This window comes from Wolbachia endosymbiont (group B) of Erebia ligea (genome assembly GCF_947179575.1).
GTDB classification, from domain to species: Bacteria; Pseudomonadota; Alphaproteobacteria; order Rickettsiales; family Anaplasmataceae; genus Wolbachia; species Wolbachia pipientis_C.
Window position 1 is genome coordinate 484,717 of record NZ_CAMXBW010000002.1, and the last position, 19,297, is coordinate 504,013.

The following is a 19,297-nucleotide window of genomic DNA, read 5'->3' on the forward strand; positions in this document are numbered from 1 at the left end:
TGGCATATGAAGGTACAACAACAGATGTCATTCCAGTGCCATCTTCTTTTCATAGCAAAATTCCCTTTTGTCATCCCAGTGCGTGACACTGGGATCTATTTTGCATATAGTTCCACCGTAGTGTTATATTTTAATGTAAAATTTTATATTTATCTACTAGATTCGTTTGCGAATAAAGTTCGCTGGATCCCAGTGTCACGCACTGGGATGACAAGAGAGAGGATGCTAGAATAATGGAGAAATATATAATTCTTATATTATCCTACATACTAGGTTCAATACCGTTTAGCTTAATTATTGCAAAAATAAATGGTATAAATTTAAGAGAAGTAGGTTCAGGAAACATTGGCGCTACAAATGTTGCAAGGACAGGAAATAAATTTCTTGCTGCTATTGCGTTATTTCTGGATACCTCTAAAGGGTTTATCGCAGTTTATACAGCACAACAATTTTGTGATAATAACGATTTTTATATATATGTATCTGCAATTTTAGCAGTTCTAGGGCATATCTTTCCTATTTGGCTAAGGTTCAATGGAGGAAAGGGAGTTGCAACAACTTTGGGAGTTTTGATAGCACTTAACATTTCTATAGCATTAGCATTTGTATTTGTCTGGCTAATAGTATTTTTTATCTTTCGGTACTCCTCTCTTGCTTCCTTGGCTGCTACTGCAGCAGCTGTTATAGCATCTTTCTTTTTTCAAAAGGAGTTATTCCTTATATTACTCACTGTAGCGATATTAATTTTCTTGAAGCATTACAAAAATATTGCAAATCTTCTGCAAGGCAGAGAGCATAAGTTTTTATAAGCAATGAGATGTTAAATCACTGACACTTAAACTACGAGATAAACTGCTTGATGGTATTATTTTATCTTCTTTATTTAAGATTGTAATTTTTACGTATCCGTTCAGAGGTGTGGCAAGGATAAAAAACAATTGACATAATATATTAAAGTAGTAATAACACAAAATGTTGATAGTAAAGTAAGGCTAGATGCTTCAATTGTTGATCAGTATTGTAGAGTTATGTAAAAACTTAGAGCAGAAAGTAGCAAAGATTGAAGAAAAAAATAAAATCTTAGAAATAGAGAATGCTGAACTAAGAGAGAGACTCGGCTTAAACTCAAGGAATTCATCTTTACCAAGTTCAAAAGAGCTGTACAAAATAAAAAAAGACACACCAGAAGATAAGTCAGAGGGCGGCAGGAAGATAGGTGGTCAAGTTGGACATAAGGGGAATTGCCGAGCTAAAATGGAAGCAGATGAGTGGTGAAGGTAGAGTTACCAAATAGATGCGAGTGTGGTGAAGAAATCGCAATATCGGAAAAACCATATGTCTATCAAAAAGTTGATTTACCAGAAATTAAGCCTTACGTAGTTGAGTATCAATTAGAACATGGTCGCTGTCGTAAATGCGGAAAAAGAAGGAGTAGCAAATTACCAGAAGGAGTTACACCGGATACCTTTGGTCCTAGAGTTAAGTCAGTAGTTGCATCACTAAGTGGGTTTTATAAGAATTCAAAGCGAGAAATAGCGAATATTATGAAAGACATCTTTAACATGAGTATAAGTGTTGGTAGTGTGTCCAATAGTGAAGCAAGGGTTTCGTCAAAATGTAAAGAAGCCTATGAACAAATAGAGGAAGAAATAAAAGCAAGCGAAATTTTGCATATTGATGAAACCAGTCACTACAACAAAGGCAAATTGGGATGGTGCTGGATGTTTGCCAACAATAAAGCAAGTCTTATGAAGTTAGCAGATACAAGAGGAATGAAATTTTTAAAGAATAGTGCATTTTGTGATTACAAAAACCTGGTAATTACTGACAGATATGCAGTTTACAACCACTTCAGTGATGAAAAACGACAAATTTGTTGGGCTCACTTATTGAGAAATTTCGAGAGGTTATCTCATAGTTGGAATAGTGAAGTAATGAGACTTGGCCATTGTTTAAAAGACGCAGCTAATGGATTGTTTGTATTAAAAAACGCTTTGTCAGAAAATGAAATTAGTATTTCAAAGTTCACTAAGCAAGCTAAAGAATTACGAAGATACATACAGTACTGCATGATAAAAATATCTTATATACTTGAAGCAAAAGGAGCTTCACGAACGGTAAAGGGTATTATAAAATCCGAGTCAATGATGTGGACATTTTTGGATGACCCAGAGAATATTCCATTAACGAATAACCATGTTGAGCGACAGATACGGCATTATGTTGTCTATCGTAAGAATTCATATTTTGCACAGTCAGAGCGAGGGAATAGATTTCTTGAGCGGATAATTTCGTTGTATCTGACTTGGAAACAAAAGGAATTAAACCCTTTTCAAAACCTGCTAGCTGTTGTTTCTTAAACCACACCTCTGAACGGATACTATTTTTCTAAGTTTATAAGGCCCACATTTATATGTTTATGAGAATAATCTCTCTTTTCATATTCATGTGCAAATACTGGGTCAATATATTTGTATTCGTCTGGTATGCTACTATATTCTCTTCCTTCAGAATCAGATGGTGCTAATTTATATTGTCCATCTTTTTCCACCAATTTTAGGTGAGTAACATTGCCTGGCAATTGAAACCTTACGTTTTTTCCATGATCATGAATGAACAAGTTACTTTCATTTATAACTTCACCTCTTTCATTTTTTATCTCTTCAGTAATATAGAAACCCATATTTTTGAATGCATGTAGATTTTCGCCTCCTTGCTTTACAACCGCTTCGTATACATCGTCGTCTGTTCTATCAGTCCCTTTATCATCCAATAATGTTCCTTTTTCTACGATTACGCCGCTTTCTCTTTGCTCATCAGAATATTGAGCATGCTTTGAATCCTGATGATTTAGAATTTTGGTCCCTCTAAGAAGCAGAGAATCTAAATCTTTTTGAATGTGTCCAGTGCTAGGATGCAACAATTCATTTTCATGTAAATGTGCTTCATCAAAGTATTCATCACGTTCAACTGTTCTGCCATCTATCAGAGAAGCTTTATAATGACCATTTTCTTTTGTAATAGCCATATAAGCACCACCGTCATATTGAGTATTCAAGTTGTGCAATATGTCCTCAAAAACAAAAGTTTCTTTAGTTTGACCTTCAACTTGCTTAAAAAAGCCCGATTCGCTCGACAACTCTCCAAGCTTTGTATTCCCATCATATATAGATAGTGCACCCATATCTCCGTGACCAAGAGCTTTGATAGAGAAAACTTTACCTTCTTGTAGATTAATATGAGCACCTCTGATTAGGTTTGGATCGATATTAACCATCTCTTCTAACATCTTTTCTACGTCAATGTTCTGAGTTTCTTTTACTTGTTTCAAGCCAGCGTTTATGGTTTTATCAAGCAAATCATCTTTCAGTTGTGTATATTTGTCCTGTGTAGCATTATATAATCTCTTATCTTCATTATGATAATTAGTGCTGGCTGAATTGCATTTTTCTACAAATTTCTCATAAGAGATCTCTCCTCTTTTGTATTGCTCGTATGCATCATGACGCTGTGTTTCTTCCTGTTCACGCAGGCTTTTCAACACATCATTATATTTTATATCCTTCTGCTTATCTAAGTCTTCTTTCCCATCATAGTAAGATTTTCTAAGATCTTCACCATGTTTTGATAATATCCTCAAAGCTTGCATTTTATACTCTTGACTGTTTTGATATTCATTACCTTGTTGATCAGAGTAAGTCAGCTTAACCTGCCCATCAGTAGTTTTTACTGCCTTTAAGAAATGATATTCCTTTGATATATCGAGGTTATCATTTGTTGCCCTATTAATAGCACGAGCAACATCATAAAATGCAACATGTTCTACAGGAGAAAAACTTCCAACGTTTTCTCCATCTATCTTTTCTATATTTGCTTTATAGTAGGATATGTTTTTAATTTCTCCACCCACTATTTCTTGACCAGTTGCTATAAAATCTCCTTTTGTAACTTGCAAAGCGTTGAGATGTTCCATTGCAGTTTCTGTATCATTCTCAGCAAGCCAACTTTTGAAGTCAGCATCATGTCCTTTTATGTCTTTCAAGAAACTTTTTGATTCATCTGAGTTACCTTGACGTAAAGCATCTAGGTAGTCTCTTAATAAACTAGGATCTTTTTCCTGTAAGTACATTATCAACGCATGACCAGTTTTATACACTAAACTGTTTTCTTCACCATTGGCTGAGTATTGTAAATTTAAAATTCCACCTAGATCCAAATTTGCGGCTTCAGTTTTATCAATGCTTGACCCTTGAGCATTGAACTTGTGATCTGAATGATGTTCAAAGTAATCTGCAATTCCCTCCATTAATACTGTAGGTAGAGATTTTCCTCCTGTAGCCAAGTAAGTTAAACCATGTGCAAATTCATGCTGAAGGTTATGAACGCCACCTTGCTGATAGACATACATCTCAGCAAAAACATCAGCTTCTCCTTTGTAGTAACATTTACCACCCTCATCTCCAAGGTAAGAACCAAAACGTTCGCTTCCGCCAAGATGAGTGTAATCAGCCTTATCATCAAACACATAAATTTTGAACGTTTGTTCTGAGCTACCAGGCTCCAACTTAAATGCATCTTTAAAATTAGTAGCTGTTTCTCTTATTTCACTTTCAATTTTAGCAACTTTACTTGCTCTTAAATCGTGAGAATAAACCTCTACTTTAATATTTAAATCTTTAACTTCTATAACATGCTTATCGTTAAAATATTCTTCTTTAGTTATATTTTTATTTACTTGTTGATTAATTGTCATAATTCTAACCTCTAATTTATTAGTCTTTACAATATCAAGCATAAAGTGACTCATCTGAAAAAAAACGTAAATTCTCATATTGGTATAATTTATATCTTAATAAAAAAGTATAGATAGTTAACTTAATATGTAACATTTAGAATGTGGCTAAAATTCTATAGCTGACCTTAGGTGGCTGCTAACAAGTAACGGAATTATAAATATTAAGAAATTTATCAATTTTAAAAAAGGCAAAAAAATCCCTATGTAGCGAGTTTTGACCCTATAACAATGTAAATTGGCGTTGTAATAATGTGCTAACAAGCGCGATTTGGCTGAATGTAGAAAAAATAAAAAAGACATGCAGCCGCTATAATTTTTATGTAATTTGCCAATAAATATCTGAGTTTTTTACTGAATTTTTGTTGTTGAACCCGCGCAGATCAAAAACAAGGATAAATACTCTTATTGGTATGATAAGGAAAGTGGGAAGGTTTGTCAAGGAGTTTCATTCAGCAAGAAGTCTAAAAGCAAATTGACTTTCATTTCACTGAAGCACTATACTAAAGCTACGATGGGTAATTAGCTCAGTTGGTAGAGCACTTGCTTGACGTGCAAGGGGTCGCTGGTTCGAGCCCAGTGTTACCCACGTTTTTTTGCTCATAAAAAGATTTTATATGACAGCAGTGCACAATGGCAAACACTCAATAGCAGAGTCCAAGCGCTTAATTTATTCCATAATAATAGTTGCAATAACAATGCTTATGGAGATAGTAGGTGGAGTAATTTCACACTCGCTTGCTCTGTTATCAGATGCAGGGCATATGCTCACTGATCTTTTTGCCTTGATTTTAAGCTGGGTAGCGCACAAATTTTCAGCTAAGAAATCTGATTTACAGAGGTCATATGGGTATCACAGATTGCAGATAATTGCAGCATTTGTTAATGGTTTAACTCTATTTTTCATTGCAGCAGTCATTATCATTGAATCAATAAAGAGATTCATTTGTCCGGTCAATGTTGCATGGAAAGTAATGCTAATAATTGCCACACTTGGCCTGATCTCTAACATTATAGTCTTTTTTATATTACATAGTAAATGCGAAAGTAATATAAACATAAAAAGTGCTGTATTGCATGTTATCGGAGATATTTTAGGTTCTGTAGCTGCTATACTTGCATCCATAATTATCATGTTTACCGGATGGCAAATAGTGGACCCTATTTTGTCAGTATTTGTCAGTGTAATAATCTTAAACAGTGGCTATAAAATTCTCAAGAATTCTTGCCATATACTCCTTGAAGGTACACCTGAGAGTGTATCTGCTGAGGAGATAAAAAGTGAGATTGTATCTAAGTTACCTGAAGTAATAGATGTGCATCATATACATGCATGGTCACTATCTGATAATTATTTTATACTTACTATGCATGCCAAGATAAAGCAAAATGGACAACACACTAATATTTTGTATGAGATAAAAAAAATACTATTAAATAGATTTGAAATTGCACACTCTACAGTTGAAATTGAATACGATGAGTGCGTAGACAGTAAAATACTTAAGCATTGACATCTATAGGCTATTTGTTATTACTACAATATCATAATATTATAGAGAGTAGGCTATGATAGGTATTTCCCAAATACAATTTCCTGGAAAGGATTCTTACAGATTAAAGACAGCAAGTTACTTCGCAGCTTTTGTTTCTTTAAGCATTTTAGTTAATCCTGCCAATGTCTTTTTATCTTTTGCCACATTGTTTTTTAGATCTGAAATAAAAACTTTTTACGTTTATAAAGACATAAAAGCTGCAAAGCAGGAAAAAATAAGTAAAAAGGAATATTGGGAAATATTTTTTGAGAAAAATAAAATTAAGATAGCATCTTTCCTTTTATTTTTTGCTTCTGTAACATATCTAACCTTTACAACTACTTTTCTGCTCGTTTCGTTACTTGCAACAATACCACTTGCAATGGTTTTAATTCTATTACAAAGTGAATTAAGGCCAAAGGATTTAATCCATTTACGTTACTCAAAGCTGCTATAAGTTTCTTTTTAGAAGGCATAAAAGAAAATACTCGCAGTATGACAAATAAGTTTGATGGTACTTATGAGCATTTACTGCCCCATCAATTAAATAATGATATCATTAAAAATATTGACAAATTAAAAGATAAATATACTGAACAAGTATCTGAAGACACTATTAATAATGAGGGATTTAAAGAATTTATTGAATATATAAATCACTTACATATGCTTGATGGCCAACCATTTAGTAATGAGAATAAGGGAAAATTAGTAATGTTTTTGCAAGATTTTTGCAAAGGTAATGAGAAACATAGCTCTGGCTTCACTGGTGGACAAATTCTTCTGTTAGTTCTGAGAGCTTGCAATGATGGAGATAGAGAAGATGTAAAAAATAAAAAAGACGCGTTGATTGCAAATTTACTAGATAGCCAAACTTTCTCTAGAAAAGAACGAATTCCTAACACATGTTTTACTGGTGTTATCTACAGAATGTTAAGTACATTAGAGGGTATTCATTCCGATCCAGAGATTAAATTTACACCACCCAGACAAATGCTCCTTACAGAAGCAGAAAATGAAGCACGTAAGTTTATGTTAGACAGGCTAAAAAATGAATCCGTTCAGCAGGGTGACAAAATAAGATAGAAAAGACAGACATAGAAATAAATGGTGTCATCCCAATATGATACTTTCTCTGTCATCCCAGTACTTGACACTGGAATGACACCATTTTTGCTTCGATATTTACACATTAGCCATGCATCTGAACGGATACTAAAAAATAAGAAAAACAGTAAAGAAATTCTTAGGGCTTGGCATAACGCCCAAAATAATTATGAAGATGATAAAAGTCAAAAAATAGTTGATGATTTTATTGCAGAAGTAAGCATTACTTTAATGAGAAGATTACTGAGTTTTACTTCTCAATATAGTGAACAAATTGTGCTGACGTTAATGAAAAATATTAACTCTGTAAAGTTAAATAAATTAGAGCACTTTGCGCTGTCTCAGCACATAACAAATGAACTACAGGGGGATGGTTTAGACGATCAACTCGAAAACATCAAAGGAAAAGTCTTTTTGGAGCTTTTAAACCAAAATTTACTTAGAACAGATTTTTTTCTCAAGGACTCATCTTTAACTGAAGCTAAGAGAATAGCTAGCAAAATAATAAAAGAAGAAGTAAAAGAATTAAAATTGAAAGCCAAGAAGACTATTAAGGGTCAAGTGGCCAGAATGTTAGATAGTTTAAGAACGTTACCACTAGAGAAAAGGTGTTATAGGGTATACACGGAACTGAGTAAAAATAGCAGAGACGATAAAGAAGAAATAAAGAAAATTCTGCAAGAAAAGCTAGCAATAACAGAAGCAGTGATAAATAACATGTTAAAAAAAGAAGCTTCACACAGGCTAGAGATAGAGATTGAAGATATTTATAATCAAAATAAGCGCAATGTAACCACACTTTATGAAAAAATACAAGAAGTGAAGCAAAGATTCATTGAAGATGAATTTTTAATACCTCAAGAAGTAGAGAGTATAACAAGAGTAAAAATGTATCCGTTCAGAGGTGTGGTTTAAGAAACAACAGCTAGCAGGTTTTGAAAAGGGTTTAATTCCTTTTGTTTCCAAGTCAGATACAACGAAATTATCCGCTCAAGAAATCTATTCCCTCGCTCTGACTGTGCAAAATATGAATTCTTACGATAGACAACATAATGCCGTATCTGTCGCTCAACATGGTTATTCGTTAATGGAATATTCTCTGGGTCATCCAAAAATGTCCACATCATTGACTCGGATTTTATAATACCCTTTACCGTTCGTGAAGCTCCTTTTGCTTCAAGTATATAAGATATTTTTATCATGCAGTACTGTATGTATCTTCGTAATTCTTTAGCTTGCTTAGTGAACTTTGAAATACTAATTTCATTTTCTGACAAAGCGTTTTTTAATACAAACAATCCATTAGCTGCGTCTTTTAAACAATGGCCAAGTCTCATTACTTCACTATTCCAACTATGAGATAACCTCTCGAAATTTCTCAATAAGTGAGCCCAACAAATTTGTCGTTTTTCATCACTGAAGTGGTTGTAAACTGCATATCTGTCAGTAATTACCAGGTTTTTGTAATCACAAAATGCACTATTCTTTAAAAATTTCATTCCTCTTGTATCTGCTAACTTCATAAGACTTGCTTTATTGTTGGCAAACATCCAGCACCATCCCAATTTGCCTTTGTTGTAGTGACTGGTTTCATCAATATGCAAAATTTCGCTTGCTTTTATTTCTTCCTCTATTTGTTCATAGGCTTCTTTACATTTTGACGAAACCCTTGCTTCACTATTGGACACACTACCAACACTTATACTCATGTTAAAGATGTCTTTCATAATATTCGCTATTTCTCGCTTTGAATTCTTATAAAACCCACTTAGTGATGCAACTACTGACTTAACTCTAGGACCAAAGGTATCCGGTGTAACTCCTTCTGGTAATTTGCTACTCCTTCTTTTTCCGCATTTACGACAGCGACCATGTTCTAATTGATACTCAACTACGTAAGGCTTAATTTCTGGTAAATCAACTTTTTGATAGACATATGGTTTTTCCGATATTGCGATTTCTTCACCACACTCGCATCTATTTGGTAACTCTACCTTCACCACCTCATCTGCTTCCATTTTAGCTCGGCAATTCCCCTTATGTCCAACTTGACCACCTATCTTCCTGCCGCCCTCTGACTTATCTTCTGGTGTGTCTTTTTTTATTTTGTACAGCTCTTTTGAACTTGGTAAAGATGAATTCCTTGAGTTTAAGCCGAGTCTCTCTCTTAGTTCAGCATTCTCTATTTCTAAGATTTTATTTTTTTCTTCAAGCTTTGCTACTTTCTGCTCTAAGTTTTTACATAACTCTACAATACTGATCAACAATTGAAGCATCTAGCCTTACTTTACTATCAACATTTTGTGTTATTACTACTTTAATATATTATGTCAATTGTTTTTTATCCTTGCCACACCTCTGAACGGATACGAAAAATATGCCCCTGGTAAACTTTTTACCATTAAACATGATCCAAATGATTATCAGATACAAAGAAACTCGAGTGGTGAAATAGTGAGAATCAACAATCAAAGATATTTCACTAAAGTAAAACTATTTGATGGTGATACTGATGAAGAAATTGGAATGTTATCTAATAATTTCCATAACTTCAAAGGAAAAATATTCTTTTCTGCTGATTATAACTACAGTTATAACGATTTCCTAGCATCTGTTTCTCCTCAAGTTGAAATTGAGGATATGGGAAATGGAAGTAAAAAAATAACTTTTGATCAAGGTGATGGCGATATCGGTGACACTAATAGAGGCTACACTGACTATCAAAGGATATACACAAGGGAAATCGAAAGTCCAAAAGAACAGGTAAGTGTAAGCAAAACTGAGACAGAAGTTGATACTTCACATAGAACTACTAATATCATTGCACAAGCCGCTAAAGAACAAACTTTTATGAGAGAAGACGAAATGCAGTCTGATCAGTCAATTTCATCACAAAGTTTAACAAGAACAAAAAGAGCATCTTTAGTTGAGGAGAAAGAGCAGGTAATATTGAAAGACACAATCTTGAAAATAGAAAGGAGCTCTGATCGAGATTCAGAAGGAAAGCATAAGGCAAATGTAACCATAGATTATAATGATGTGAAAGCCTTGTATGATAGAGCAGAAGGAGCAGAAAAGCAATCTGTGTTAGATTTTTGGAACAAGCTGCATACATCGAATTATAAGGTTGGTGCTTTGCCAGGAGAAAAATATTACTTTAAAGATAGCAAATTTGTAATTCACGATAGTGATACAAAAAAGCTTATAGTGTTACCTGAGGATAAGGTATCCATCAAAATAATGAAGGATGGTGATAGTTATAGTTTGGCTATATCAAGTGATAATGGCAAAGTAATAAGCAGCATTAGTAAAATAGATAATCCAAATTATGAATTGCTATCAGACTCAAGTCATTTCAACTTAGAAACGCAAGATAACATTGAATTATCAGATCAGCATCATGAATACAATCTCTATCTGGAGAATGGCTTTGTGACAATGTTCGATTGCACAAGCGATTATGTTTATCACGATCATAACTCGGCCTACATCTAATACATACAAGGAGGGCCCTGCCCTCTTTTTGTTATTCCAATACCCAGATACACAACTGTACGAACATTGAGATATACTTGTCTCCAGAAAAAAGATGTCATTCCAGTGCCCAGACACTGGAACTTAACTTTAAATAAGTGGCCGTACCTGGATCCCAGTGTCAAGCACTGGGATGACAGAAGAGAGGACTGGAATGAAAGGGGGGGGCTGGGACGGCAACAGAAGAATTCTGAAGCGAAAAGCTTCAAGGAAATCTTATGCAAAATCTAGTATTTACGGAATTTATATTATTTTCATGCACATTATGGTTTTTATAATTAACGGAAAGTGATATGGCTAGTTTAACTTTTAAAGACAGTGCTGGAGCAAATGTAGTATCCCCTACCATTAAAAGCATAATTTATGAAGATGCTGCACAGAATAAGTATACCTTTGGTGTAGATAATACTAGTGTTTTCAACACTTTTAGGTATGAACCTAATGGTGCTGCTGAAATAGATTACAGTGCTACAGCAACAAACTTCATGACTGGAGGTGCAATTGCTACATTATTAGGTATTGGAACTAATGTAGATTCAATAAAAACTAAGACTGATTCTATTCCAGCTGACTTAAGCGCTGACTTAGTTACCATAAAAACTCAAGTCGGAACAGATATGATATCAGGAATAAAGGCTAAGACTGATAAGATTACAGATACCTTAGGAGCTGATGTTACTGCTATAAAGGCTAAGACTGATACTATTCCAGCTGACTTAACAGCTAAAGTAACTGCTATAGAAACTGCTACAAATGCTGCTAATTTAGGAGACAAGATTACTGCAATACAAACTAAAACTGATAAGATGCCTGACGATTTAGGAACTGAGTTAGGTAAGTTAGCTAAAACTGCTGAACTAGCTCCTTTGGCTAAAACCGCTGAACTAGCTCCTCTAGCTAAAACTGCTGAATTAGCTCCTTTAGCTAAAACTGCTGATGTTACTGCAATAAGGGCTAAGACTGATAAGATGCCTGACGATTTAGGAACTGAGTTAGGTAAGTTAGCAAAATCTGCTGAACTAGCTCCTTTAGCTAAAACTGCTGACGTTACTGCTATAAAGGCTAAGACTGATACTATTCCAGCTGACTTAACAGCTAAAGTAACTGCTATAGAAACTGCTACAAATGCTGCTAATCTAGGGAATAAGGTTACTGCAATACAAACTAAAACTGATAATATTACAGATACCTTAGGAGCTGATGTCACTGCTATAAAGGCTAAGACTGAATTTATTCCAGATACCTTTACTGCTGATGTTGCTGCTATAAAAGATGCTACAAATGCAGCTAATTTAGGAAATAAGGTTACTGCAATACAAACTAAAACTGATAATATTACAGATACCTTAGGAGCTGATGTCACTGCTATAAAGGCTAAGACTGATAAGATGCCTGCTGAGTTAATAATTAAGTTAACTACAATAGCAGAAACTCTAAATGGTAGTCCTAAGGCAGCTGCAGCTGCTAAAGCTGTACTAGAGAGCAGTTTCAAGAAAGCTATTGAAGAAGCTGGAGAAGATGGTAGCGAATGGCTTAAAAATGAGATAAAAGAGATAGTGTCACAGCCATCTTTTGAAACTCCAAAAGATTCAAGTGAAGCACTTTCTTGGGATTGGTAATTTAAGTGCTGGTGAATGACATAGTACGATGTCATTTACTGTTGTCATGGGAACGTTCAAAAAAGTGTGTCAAACCGTATTTTTAATTCAACTCAATTTTTAATCTATCAGGAAAAAAGATATCAAGTTGAGATATAGTTAAAGCCCAATTAGGTAAAGCCATAGCCCATTTTTGCTCTACTTTTTTTATAGCACAATATACCTGTTTATACAAGGCATTTGTATTAGTAAATGAGCCTTTGGTTTTAGTAAATTTTCTAATCTGTCTGTGCAGTCCCTCAATAGGATTAGTGGTATAAATTAGCCTCCTAACAGGACCTGAATACTTAAAATAACTGGACAAATTTTCCCAATTATTCTGCCAAGATTTTATGACTAATGGATACTTTTCGCCCCATTTTTCCTCCAGTTCAAGCAAATAATTTTCGGCAATTTCTTTACTTGAAGCACGATATATTTTTTTCAAATCATTCATGAAAACTTTTACATCTTTGCTAGATACATATTTCAGTGAATTCCTTATCTGATGCACTATACATAGTTGTACTTCTGCTTTAGGAAATATACTATTTATAGCTGTAGAAAAGCTTTTTAGCCCATCAATGCAGGCAATTAGAATATCTTCTACTCCTCTTTCTTTGAGGTCATTTAGCACTCCCAACCAGAAATTAGCTCCCTCACTTTCAGCCAAATAAAAACCTAATACTTCTTTTCTGCCATTTTGATCTATGCCTAATATGTTATACATACACTTGCTTACACAATGTCCATCCTCCTTAACCTTAAAAAACATGCCATCCATGAACACTATTGGATATACTGATTGCAGTGGACGGCTGCGCCATTCATTGATTATTGGTAGCAGTTTATCAGTAATACTGGATATCTCTGCTGCTGATATTTTGTGGTCATATATTTCCTCAACGTGTGAAGCTATGTCTCTGTATCCCATGCCACTGGCGTATGTACTTAATACCTTTGCTTCAAGTTCTGGATGTAGGCTTGTTTGCCTTTTTCTAACTATTTGTGGTTCAAAACTTCCCTCCCTATCTCTTGGTGTTAGCAGCTCAAATGAGCCTCCACTCGTGCGTAAAGTTTTTGCGTTTCTCCCATTTCTTCGGTTATTTTCTTCACTTTTAGCTGACATGTGGTTTTCTATTTCACCTTCCAGACTTGCCTCTAGCAACCTTTTTATAAACGGTGTTAATGCTCCATCTTTTCCTGTCAATGGTTTTCCTTCTCGTATAGATGACAGGATATTTGTTTCTAATTCTTTATAATCTACCAACCCATTAGTTCTATTTGCTTGACTCATATCAAACCTCCATTTTTTATATCAATTTATTACTTTACTTCTCGGTTTGACACACTTTTTTGAACGTTCCCGTTGTCATTCCAGTATCACATGCTGGAATGACATCCTTGTTTTATTGCAACTAATTTGCAGTGATTTTTGTTTTAATGTAAATGGAATATAGTCCTATTGCTGCTGCATTTGAAACATTTAGGCTATCAATTACGTTTGACATTGGGATTTTTAAAAGATAATCACAACTTTCTTTAACTAGCCTCCGCATTCCTTTCTCTTCAGAACCAAAAACAATTACTCTTTTTTCCCCAAAATTCTTTATTTCATCTATATTTTCCTTTGCATTGCAATCAAACCCATAACACCAGTAGCCTATCTTTTTTAAAGACTCCATCGTCTTTACTATGTTTGTAACGTATATTAGAGGAACAATGTCTAATGCGCCACTTGCTGTTTTTGCGATAGATGCATTTTCGCTTGGTGAATGGTGATACGGTAAAACCAATGCATCAATGTTGAAACAAGCTGAGGTTCTTAAAATCGAACCTATATTGTGTGTATCAGTAATTTGATCTAAAATGACTATAGTAGAGTTTTCACCTGATCTTTCAGCTATTTCTTCAATATTTAAGCTGTGAAAAATAGGAGTAACTTTTAAAGCAATTCCTTGGTGATTTACACCTTTGGGTAAAACATCATTGAACATTTTGTTCTCTACCAGTCGAGCTTTAATGCCCTTACTATCTGCACATTGTTTAATTTCTTTCTCAAATTCTCTGTAGAAATTTTCTGTTACTAACAGTTCTATACACCGCCTATTTTTGTTTCTTAATGCTGAAATACAAGTGTGCTTTCCATATATCCAACAGTTTTCATTAGCTTTTGATGATTTCATCTCATTATTAAAAATCAGATTTTTATAGAGTAAGCAATATTTTACTGTGTTTATATATTGTTGTAAAATTATGAGTTCAATTAATGAATTTATGTCAGATGATGAGTTAGATTGGCAAAAAAATGTTAAGCCAATAGAATGTGGAAAAGTTACTTTGAAAGTTGATCACAAAGTAAATATAAAATCTATGATTGATAAAGGTGCCTCTAGTTTACAAGAAAATTTTCTTAATACTGATAATGGTGATTCATCATTTTGTCTTGACTACAATACAAAATTAAAGATCGATAGGGGCAAATATTTTATAAGCGATAAACTCGATTTGCACGGCTATAGTATAGATAATGCTTATTGTAAATTGATAGATTTTATTATCAAAAATTATCAAGCAGGGAATAGGTGCTTATTGGTAATTACGGGGCATGGTAATAGTACAGATAAAATAGACACTATAAAGAATAGCTTAAATAAGTGGTTGAATGACACAAAAGTTCGGAATATGATCTTATACTATCAGAAAGCCATAAAAAAACATGGTGGCAAAGGAGCTTTTTATGTCTTATTAAGAAGAAATAAAGGTTAATTTTAGAGTACCTATTTAGGAGTACCTTTCTTAGAATTCACGTGTTGAAGAATGATTTCTGCTAAACCTTTACTAATTCCAGGTACGTTTTGAATTTCAGCTAGAGAAGCTTTGCTTATATTTTCTACCGAACCAAAATGAGACATGAGTGCCTTCTTTCTTTTACTGCCAACACCGGATATTTTACTTAATTGTGAAGCAAAAAATTGTTTATCGCGTTTTTTTCTATGCGAAGTTATTGCAAAACGGTGAGCTTCATTACGCAGCAATTGTAAATAAAGCATGACCTTGCTGTCACTTGCTAGAGTAAATTCTTCTCTGCTCGGCACATAAAATCTTTCATTTCCTGCATTACGATCATGACCTTTCGCCATACAAGCAAAAGGAACTTTTATATTCAATATTTCCAACACATTATGCACTATGGAAACATGTCCTGGACCGCCATCAATCAGTAAAAAATCAGGGATTATATCTTTTATATTGCCAGAGAAACGTCTAGTCAGCACTTCTCTCATCATTTTATAGTCATCACCTGAAATTTCTTCTTTTATAGTAAATTTTTTGTATTCACTTTTTAAAAAACCTTCCTGCCCTGCAACAATCATCACACCAACTTGTTGATTTCCAGATATATGGCTATTATCATAAACCTCGATACGCTTTGGAATATTTGGTAACGAGAAAATCTTCCTAAGCTCTTCGAGCTTTTCTAGGTTATTTCTATAATCAGTAAGCTTCTGCTCTAGGCTATGCTTAGAATTATTGTAAATAAAATTCAACAAATCACGCTCTTTACTATTTTTCGTATGCAAAACTCTTATTGATTTTTGAGTAAGAGCATAAAGTACTTGTTCTATAATTTCCTTATCCTTAATAAAATCGGGAACGTAAATTTGTGCTGGTGGTGTGCTAACTGGATTATACAAATTGACCAAAAAGGTGGATAAAATTTCATCATTTGGATGATCACTACAATTCTCAATGAAGTAAGGAATGCTTCCATAGTTACCTTTATCTCTGAAAGATAGTACACCAATGCATGCTAAGTCTGCCTCACGTACAACGCTAAAGAAATCTGCATCTTCTTCAAAAGAAAAATCCATTGGCTGCATTTGAATTTGCTGAAGAAATTTCAATCGATCTCTATAGACAGCAGCAAGCTCGTAGTTCATCTCCCTACTGCACTTTTCCATTGTAGAAAATAGCTGTCTTTGCACTTCTTTATTCCTTCCTAGCAGAGTATCTTGTGCTTGTTTTACTGATTTGCAGTAATCATCTTTTGTAATTTTATCTACGCATGGTGCTGAACAGCGCTTAACTTGATACTCAAGACATGGTCTTTTTGTTGAAGAGAAATATTGATCTGAACATACTCTCAAGAGAAAAGCTCTTTGCAATGATAATATAGTGTTCTTAACAGCAGCAGCAGATGGAAAAGGGCCGTAGTAATGAAACTCATTCTTCTTAAACTTACCTCTATATTTCGCTATTCTTGGATAATCATGCTTAGAAATTGTTATATAAGGATAAGATTTTCCATCCCTAAGCAAAATATTATAAGATGGTTTTAACGATTTTATTAACTGTGCTTCAAGAAGCAATGCTTCGATTTCATTCTCAGTGATGAATATTTCAACCTTAATAACCTGTGAGATCATTACTCTGATTCGTTCAGAAAGGTTTTCGAATTGAAGGTAGTCGGATAATCTCGACTTCAAGTTTTTTGCTTTACCAATGTATAAAACCTTATTCTTATCTCCAACCATCTTATAAACGCCACAGGATTGTGGAGATGATTTGATTTGTTCCTTATATTGCCTGAGCATTTATCAATTGTTTAACCTGTATAAGGTTAAACTCTGCTACTAAATGAAAGGTAGAAACAACATTTGCAAGCAAAGATAACCTGTTTATTCTAAGCTCATTAGAATCACAGTTAATCTTTACACTGTCCATAAATTGATTGATAAATGGAGCAAAACGAGCAAGTTCATCAAGCGCTGTATTAAAGTCGTTATTTTCTATCGCTTGTTTGATGTTTTTACAAGCAGCTATAGCACAATTTGATAGCGCAATCTCCTCATCTTCAATCAAAAACTTCTTACTGTAAGATGCATTATAAGTAGTGCCATCACTTTTTCTCACTTTGCTCATCATATTACTGGCTCTTTTATAAGTGCTTAGAACCTGTTCACCTTCTTTTGTACTAAGATAACGATCCAATATCACAGTTTGCTTTTCCGCTTTCAGCAGATCATTAATATCGACTTTATATAGTATTGAATCTACAACATCTTGCCTTATATTTCTATTTTTTAAAATAATCTTGAACCTTTCTAAGCAGAATTTAAATACTAGTTCTGAAATTTGTTTTTCACTTGGCTTATTAACTGGAGTTATATTTTTATTCAATAGAAGTCTTGAACATAAAGATACTGACTTATCTATCAGCAATCTAATTGGAATATGCAAATTATTTTCAAGTATTGTTCTAATTATACCAATTGTCATTCTCCGCAAACCAAACTGATCATACGAACCAGAGATTTTCTCACCTGCTGCAATTAAACCAACCAAACTATCCATCTTGTCTGCAATAGCTACAGCAATCGCAGTAGGAGATTTAGGACATTCTTGCTCCGATCCAATTGGCTTATAGTGCTCAGTTATAGCTTCTACTACTTCTTTATCTTCTTGAAAGTAAGAAGCGTAATATCCACTCATTAATCCTTGCAATCCCGGAAATTCTTTCACTATCAACGTTGCAAGATCTGCCTTTGCTAAATATGCAGCACGTTCAACTTTAATTAGTGGAGCATGTGTAATAAATATCGCTATATACTTTGAAAGAGCGATAATACGCTTCACTTTTTCTTCTACGCTACCGAGCGAAGCATGAAATGAAATAGAGCTCAATTTTTTGACATAGTAATCTAGGTTTTCCTTTTTGTCTTGAGACATCAAAAATTGGGCATCAGCAAGACGTGCTTCTAATATTCTTTCATGACCTTTGACAACTTCATTATTGTTAACATTTACAACAGTAACAAAATGTGATATTTTCTGTCCATCACTTAAAGCAAGATACTTTTGCTGCGTATTAATTATACTAAGTATTACTTCCTTCGGTAATTCTGATGATTTTACTTTACCAAATAATACTATTGGCCACTCTATAAGCCCTGCCAATTCATTAAGCAAATAATCATTTTTTTCAAGTTGTAAGTTCTCCTCTTTTGTAAACTTATTAATCTGATCTAGTATAAATTGCTTTCTTTTGTCCAACTGGAGAATGACATTATTTTTTTCTAACAATTCAAAATAGTCTTTGGGTGTTTTAACAGTAAGTACTGCATCACCTGAAAGAAACCTATGACCACACGTCACGTTGCATGCTGTAACCCCTGCAAAAGATATAGGTATTATTTCGTCATTTAAAATACATAGAATATTTTTAATTGGCCTAACCCATCTCTCTTTTCTTTCACTCCATCTCATACTCTTTGGCCAAGAAAAGTTTTTTAGCATTTCCTCCAGTTGATTTTTGAGAAACCCGTTGATGTTAAATAAGCAGCTTTCTCTCTTCATGAAGTAAAAATCTTCATCGTTTACTTTGCGAATGAGTAAATCTTCTTCACCTTTCCGATTTTTTCTCAAAAAACCTTCGATAGCACTTTTCGGTGCATTAACTCTTGGTCCTTTAATCTCATTGTTAGAATCTTTTAGCTCCAAAGCACTTATGCCATCAATAAAAAGAGCAATGCGACGCGCAGTCACATAAATTTCTATAGATGCAAATTTCACATTATTTTTACTAAAAGCATTAGTGATATAGCTCTTAACCTGAGCTGCAGATGAATTCTGCATTCTTGATGGAATTTCTTCTGAAAGACATTCAAACAATAATTGTGACAACATAT

At 34.0% G+C, this 19,297-nt stretch carries 11 protein-coding genes, 1 tRNA gene and 3 pseudogenes; 9 read left to right on the top strand and 6 right to left on the bottom strand.

The genetic code is table 11. The features are described from left to right. The first annotated feature begins 233 nt into the window (after positions 1-233). Both plsY and tnpC (OM962_RS02910) read left to right on the top strand, forming a co-directional pair. Complete coding sequence (plsY, locus tag OM962_RS02905) at positions 234-809, top strand: glycerol-3-phosphate 1-O-acyltransferase PlsY (protein ID WP_264330751.1); 576 nt, start codon at positions 234-236, stop codon at positions 807-809. A 199-nt stretch (positions 810-1,008) separates the two neighbouring features. Next, positions 1,009-2,360, top strand: a pseudogene (tnpC, locus tag OM962_RS02910) (IS66 family transposase). A 20-nt stretch (positions 2,361-2,380) separates the two neighbouring features. Here the strand turns inward: tnpC (OM962_RS02910) and OM962_RS02915 are convergent. After that, positions 2,381-4,795 (bottom strand): hypothetical protein, encoded by a 2,415-nt coding sequence (locus tag OM962_RS02915; protein ID WP_264330752.1) that lies wholly within the window; start codon positions 4,793-4,795, stop codon positions 2,381-2,383. A gap of 513 nt (positions 4,796-5,308) precedes the next feature. Between OM962_RS02915 and OM962_RS02920 the strand changes: the two genes are divergently transcribed. The 4 genes and pseudogenes from OM962_RS02920 to OM962_RS02940 form a co-directional block, all read left to right on the top strand. Continuing rightward, positions 5,309-5,381, top strand: a tRNA-Val gene (locus OM962_RS02920). 28 nt (positions 5,382-5,409) lie between these two features. Further along, complete coding sequence (locus tag OM962_RS02925) at positions 5,410-6,306, top strand: cation diffusion facilitator family transporter (protein ID WP_264330753.1); 897 nt, start codon at positions 5,410-5,412, stop codon at positions 6,304-6,306. A gap of 55 nt (positions 6,307-6,361) precedes the next feature. After that, a pseudogene (locus OM962_RS07680) lies at positions 6,362-7,371 on the top strand (hypothetical protein); the annotation flags it as partial. A gap of 171 nt (positions 7,372-7,542) precedes the next feature. Further along, positions 7,543-8,349: pseudogene (locus OM962_RS02940) on the top strand (hypothetical protein); the annotation flags it as partial. Here the strand turns inward: OM962_RS02940 and tnpC (OM962_RS02945) are convergent. After that, positions 8,346-9,698, bottom strand: a complete 1,353-nt coding sequence (gene tnpC, locus OM962_RS02945) for an IS66 family transposase (RefSeq protein ID WP_264330462.1) — start codon at positions 9,696-9,698, stop codon at positions 8,346-8,348. The pseudogene OM962_RS02940 and the gene tnpC (OM962_RS02945) sit on opposite strands and share 4 nt — an antisense overlap. A 70-nt stretch (positions 9,699-9,768) precedes the next feature. On the opposite strand from tnpC (OM962_RS02945), the gene OM962_RS02950 reads away from it, so the two are divergent. Both OM962_RS02950 and OM962_RS02955 read left to right on the top strand, forming a co-directional pair. Further along, positions 9,769-10,929 carry a hypothetical protein gene (locus OM962_RS02950; protein WP_264330757.1) on the top strand — a complete coding sequence of 387 codons (1,161 nt, stop codon included), beginning with the start codon at positions 9,769-9,771 and terminating at the stop codon, positions 10,927-10,929. 332 nt (positions 10,930-11,261) lie between these two features. After that, complete coding sequence (locus tag OM962_RS02955; RefSeq protein ID WP_264330758.1) at positions 11,262-12,587, top strand: hypothetical protein; 1,326 nt, start codon at positions 11,262-11,264, stop codon at positions 12,585-12,587. A gap of 82 nt (positions 12,588-12,669) precedes the next feature. On the opposite strand, the gene OM962_RS02960 is transcribed toward OM962_RS02955, so the two are convergent. Both OM962_RS02960 and rlmB read right to left on the bottom strand, forming a co-directional pair. Beyond that, a complete protein-coding gene (locus OM962_RS02960) occupies positions 12,670-13,902 on the bottom strand; it encodes an IS256 family transposase (RefSeq protein ID WP_264330447.1) in 1,233 nt (410 codons plus the stop codon). Between the two features lie 121 nt (positions 13,903-14,023). After that, complete coding sequence (rlmB, locus tag OM962_RS02965) at positions 14,024-14,791, bottom strand: 23S rRNA (guanosine(2251)-2'-O)-methyltransferase RlmB (RefSeq protein ID WP_264330759.1); 768 nt, start codon at positions 14,789-14,791, stop codon at positions 14,024-14,026. 91 nt (positions 14,792-14,882) lie between these two features. Here rlmB and OM962_RS02970 point away from each other — a divergent pair, with 91 nt between their 5' ends. Beyond that, complete coding sequence (locus OM962_RS02970) at positions 14,883-15,374, top strand: Smr/MutS family protein (RefSeq protein ID WP_264331011.1); 492 nt, start codon at positions 14,883-14,885, stop codon at positions 15,372-15,374. Positions 15,375-15,385: 11 nt separating this feature from the next. On the opposite strand, the gene uvrC is transcribed toward OM962_RS02970, so the two are convergent. Then, on the bottom strand, positions 15,386-17,203 hold the full coding sequence (gene uvrC, locus OM962_RS02975) for an excinuclease ABC subunit UvrC (RefSeq protein WP_264330760.1): 1,818 nt from the start codon (positions 17,201-17,203) through the stop codon (positions 15,386-15,388). Beyond that, positions 17,187-19,295, bottom strand: a complete 2,109-nt coding sequence (glyS, locus tag OM962_RS02980) for a glycine--tRNA ligase subunit beta (protein ID WP_264330761.1) — start codon at positions 19,293-19,295, stop codon at positions 17,187-17,189. Before glyS ends, uvrC begins: the two co-directional genes overlap by 17 nt. Positions 19,296-19,297 lie beyond the last annotated feature (2 nt).

Bases quoted from the DNA above. Each gene is read 5' to 3' on its own strand.
- OM962_RS02970 (WP_264331011.1), top strand. From the start codon at position 14,883: ATGTCAGATGATGAGTTAGATTGGCAAAAAAATGTTAAGCCAATAGAA.
- glyS (WP_264330761.1), bottom strand. From the start codon at position 19,295: ATGTTGTCACAATTATTGTTTGAATGTCTTTCAGAAGAAATTCCATCA.
- OM962_RS02955 (WP_264330758.1), top strand. From the start codon at position 11,262: ATGGCTAGTTTAACTTTTAAAGACAGTGCTGGAGCAAATGTAGTATCC.
- rlmB (WP_264330759.1), bottom strand. From the start codon at position 14,791: ATGAAATCATCAAAAGCTAATGAAAACTGTTGGATATATGGAAAGCAC.
- uvrC (WP_264330760.1), bottom strand. From the start codon at position 17,203: ATGCTCAGGCAATATAAGGAACAAATCAAATCATCTCCACAATCCTGT.
- OM962_RS02915 (WP_264330752.1), bottom strand. From the start codon at position 4,795: ATGCTTGATATTGTAAAGACTAATAAATTAGAGGTTAGAATTATGACA.
- plsY (WP_264330751.1), top strand. From the start codon at position 234: ATGGAGAAATATATAATTCTTATATTATCCTACATACTAGGTTCAATA.
- OM962_RS02960 (WP_264330447.1), bottom strand. From the start codon at position 13,902: ATGAGTCAAGCAAATAGAACTAATGGGTTGGTAGATTATAAAGAATTA.
- OM962_RS02925 (WP_264330753.1), top strand. From the start codon at position 5,410: ATGACAGCAGTGCACAATGGCAAACACTCAATAGCAGAGTCCAAGCGC.